General features: G+C 42.5%; 3 protein-coding genes. All 3 read right to left on the reverse strand.

Annotated features, from left to right (window positions below; all coding sequences use genetic code 11):
- Window positions 1–103 precede the first annotated feature (103 nt).
- Window positions 104–592 (reverse strand): ankyrin repeat domain-containing protein, encoded by a 489-nt coding sequence (locus Q0372_RS05635; RefSeq protein ID WP_298103599.1) that lies wholly within the window; start codon window positions 590–592, stop codon window positions 104–106.
- A complete protein-coding gene (locus tag Q0372_RS05640; protein ID WP_298103602.1) occupies window positions 589–2025 on the reverse strand; it encodes a catalase in 1437 nt (478 codons plus the stop codon). The genes Q0372_RS05635 and Q0372_RS05640 overlap by 4 nt, the downstream gene beginning before the upstream one ends.
- Window positions 2026–2409: 384 nt before the next feature.
- Entirely contained in the window at window positions 2410–3846 is a 1437-nt protein-coding gene (locus tag Q0372_RS05645) for an ankyrin repeat domain-containing protein (protein WP_298103605.1), read from the reverse strand.
- Window positions 3847–4342: the final 496 nt, after the last annotated feature.

A 4342-nucleotide genomic window follows, 5' to 3' on the forward strand; every position in this document is an offset into this window, starting at 1 on the left:
AAGAAATTAGATATGGCTGTTTACTTGGAAGACGTCTCCAGAACCGTGTATAAGCGCTAAAGCGCGTAAATTTTAAACCGCCAAATATCAAGGCATATCAAATTTAAACCGCTCGCGCGCTCTTTTTGGCTAAAATTCCTAAAAATTTAACCGCCAGTTTTTGTAGCAATCCCTGCTTTTTACGCTTGCTTAGTAAAAATTTTGCCGTTTCACTCCTACCAAACATCACAGCAAAGGCATAGGGTGTCATACCAAGACCACTCGTAGCCTCTACGTCTGCACCTGCATTTACGAGAGCTTTGACTACCTCCAAATGCCCTTTAAAGGCCGCGCCCGCGAGCGGAGTTTGCCCGCGGTCGTTACGCTCATCGACTCTGGCGCCGTTTGAGAGCAGCATATTTACAGTCTTTAGCGCGTTATTGTAGCTAGCTAGCATTAAAAGCGTGTCGCCTTTGGCGGATTTTAAATTTACGCTAAGGCCCGCCTTTATCATCTTTTCTAGCTCGTCAGCATTATCTCGCCTAGCTAAATCAAGCGCTATAGCGCAAAGCTCGCCATATCTTTGCTCCTCGGCCTGTGTTAATCTCATCAATTTTTTGCTTTCAAAGCGGCTCTTACGCCATTTGCGTAGTCAGCGGAAATTTTTTCAAAATGTCCTATCGCGCGCTCTTTTATCGCTTCGCTCACACCCTCCATGCTATCTGCGATATTACTAAAAAGCTGCGATTTTTGTCCGTCGCTCATTAGCTCAAAAAGCGCTCTAGGTTGCGAATAATAATCCTGATCCTCGACTCTGTGATCGTATCTTTGCATCGCGCCTTCTATGCTTATATCAGGCTCTAACAAAGCACGATCTTCTTTGGCGCCGCCAAAGCTGTTAGGCTCATAGTAAGCCTTATCGTCAAGCTCATACATTCCGTTATTCATCGCGCCGCCCACGACGTAAGTATTGACCTCGCTTACAGGACGATTAACATCTAGCTGCGCGTAGTGCGTGCCGATACGATATCTTTGAGCATCGGGGTAGCTAAATATCCTTGCTTGCAGCATCTTATCGGGACTAAAGCTGATACCAGGCACTATATTTGACGGGCTAAATGCAGCCTGCTCAACCTCATTGAAATAATTTTTCGGATTTTCGTTTAGCGTCATGACGCCCACGTCGATGAGCGGGAACTCCTTATGAGGCCAAGTTTTGGTTAGATCAAAGGGGTTAAATTTGACCTCTTTTGCCTGCTGTAGAGTCATTATTTGAATTTTAAAATCCCAGCTTGGAAAGTCGCCCTTTTCTATACTCTCAAAAAGGTCGCGTTGATTGCTCTCTCGATCTTTTGCAATGATCTGTGAAGCCTGAGCGTTGGTTAAATTTTTAATGCCTTGGCGAGTTTTGAAGTGAAATTTAACCCAAAATCTTTCGTTTTTGTCATTTATAAGGCTGTAGGTGTGGCTGCCAAATCCGTGCATATGGCGGTAACTTGCCGGAATACCGCGGTCACTCATCAGGATGGTTACTTGATGCATACTCTCAGGGCTTAAGCTCCAAAAGTCCCATGCTGCCTCATTTGAACGGAGGTGTGTACGAGGATCACGCTTTTGCGTGTGGATAAAATCCGGGAATTTATACGGGTCTTTTACAAAAAAGACGGGAGTGTTGTTTCCGACCAAATCCCAGTTGCCCTCTTTGGTGTAAAATTTAATCGCAAAGCCCCTTACGTCGCGCTCAGCATCAGCCGCTCCAGCTTCACCGGCAACGGTAGAAAATCTCAAAAGCAGCCTTGTTTTCTCGCCTTTTTGCAATACTTTGGCTTTAGTATATCGTGAGATATCCTGCGTAATCTCCAATGTTCCGTATGCAGCGCTACCTTTTGCGTGAACGGCGCGCTCAGGGATGCGCTCTCTGTTTTGATGAGCTAGTTTTTCAAGTAGCTGATAATCTTGTAACATTATACCGCCGCGACTGCCTGCGGTAAGGGAGTTTTGGTTATCCGCGATAGGATTACCCGAAGTAGTGGTTAGTTTTTTCATATTTATTCCTTTCTAATAAATTTTGTTTGTAATTATACATATATAAATTAAAATATTCATTAAATAATAAAAATTATTGATAGAAGTTTAGGCTTAGAATTTGTAATATTTTAAAATTTTATATTTCTAACCCATCTTTAACATTATTTTATAAATTATGAGATCTGCTATATATAAATTTATCTCATATTAATATAAGAACCATGATATTTCGCGATCTTATATAAATTATAGATGCTATATACAAAATACAAGGTAGCGATAACTTAAAGGTAGGATTGCGATGATCAAGATATTAAAGAGAAACGACAAATTTAAAATCATTAAAATTTTATAAAATTTTGCCAAATACGTAGCGATCATAACCAAAATCTCTACAAAATTTTACTTATTGGCAGACGCGGTATCCTTAGCCTTGGATCCCGCTTGCTCTAGCTGCTTAGACGCATCGCGCCTTAAAATTTTATCGTATTCCTCCACCTTTATCACCTTGCCTTTATACTCTATTTTAAGATAATATTCCAATTTTTCTAACTGCAAATATCTAAAAAATTTATCCAAATCAAAGCCGCTTGCACCCTTAGGCTCATCGCCACAGAGCGAGGAATAGCGCTTTATAAGCGTATCGTAGATACCAAGTAGCGCTGTATTTGGCGTTACCGAGCCGCATCTATTAAGATCGGGCAGCGAGCCTTTGTTAAGCTTGATTACATCATTTTCCGAATACTTTGAGCGCTCCGTCATCATATATCTAAGCAGCTCATACCTAGAGCTGTTTAATAAAGTCCAATCTAAAATAATCTCATCGTAACAATAATTATCCATATGCTCTAGGTATATTTTCTTATACTTCCTCAACGTATCCAAATCCTTACGGCAGTCATCGTATTTTTTTTGAATACGCTCATCGTCCGGAAGTCCTGCTAAATCGTATTTAAGCAGCAAATTTAGCATACTTGCGTCATATCGTTGCGGCAGCATCTGATAGATGGAGCAGTTCGGCTGCCGCTTATCTTTGCGGTGTTTGAGTGTAAAAGCAATACAATTATCGTCCGTCCAAGCCGTAATCTCAGGTCTTACGCCGCTGCTAAGCATAAGCTCCGTCATCTGCAAAAATCCGCCTGCTACGGCGTAATAGAGTGGATCGGATACCGCACTAGTACCTTCGCTTTTAGGCGTTATGGAATATGTCTTTACCTGTGCGTCGCTAGTAACAACCAAATAGGAGTCACCGTATCTAGGGTATGTAAGCCACGGACGAACATATTTAACGCTAGAAAAGCTAGCTCCGTGCTTAAGTAGAACTTCCACGACGGCGGTAGAGTTATTTTCGATAGCATAGCTTAGCGCCGAATGAGAAAAATCGTCCGTGCGGTTGATATCCGCTCCGTGATAGATCAGCTCCTCGGTGGTGTTTGCATCGTTGTAAAAGCTAGAATACATTATCGCCGTTATGCCAAAATGCAGCGGATCGCCCGCAGTGATGCGCTGCTCTCGCATAAATGCCAGAATACGCGCAGTGTCCTTGGAGCGCAAAAGCTTACGGAAATATTCCATTCGCTCATCGCCCTGCACTACGCGCTCGTCTAAATTTAACTCGGCGCCCAGCCTTTCGTACCGGTACCTTGCTATTGCGGCGCGATCCTCGTCCGTTAGCGGCCGATTGGAGGAGTTGCCGGAGGTTGTGGCGCGACTCACCGTGGAATTTTGCGCGGGCTGAGTTTCGGATCTATCCATAAATGCACCGCCTGCGATCAGACAAAATACGCCTGCCGTAACAACCAAGCACGCTATGATGAGCTTGGATTTTATCTCTTTCAAAGCAACCTCCGCAAATAAAGTGGCAAATACTACCGAGTGTGAACTTAGTCGAACATAAACGGGCGGAATTTCACAAGGCAATTTCGCTTGGGCGGAATTCGCAGGGCGAGGTTTAAGAGAGTTTAGGCGCGAAATTTGACCTTCGAAATTTTACCGATAGAATTCGCGTAGAAATGTCGCTCGGGTAAAATTCTACCGACGAAATTTTATCCCAACGACACAGGCGGCTAGAATTTCAACAAGCGCTTCTACGCATAAAATTTAGCGCTAAAATTACGCCGTATTTGCACTCGGTATCGCTACGAAATTTAATGACGGCACCATAAAATATTGAAATTTTAGTTTTAAATTTGCCGCCCGTTTCGCATATCCTCCTAGAAAAGAACCGTATAGTCTTTTTTAATATAGTCTATATTTATTTTTATAATCATTCTTTCATGGCAATAAAAAAAATATCAGCACCTCATTTCTGGTATATTTATATGATTTTAGGACT

It is taken from the genome of uncultured Campylobacter sp. (assembly GCF_937997405.1).
Lineage (GTDB): Bacteria > Campylobacterota > Campylobacteria > Campylobacterales > Campylobacteraceae > Campylobacter_B.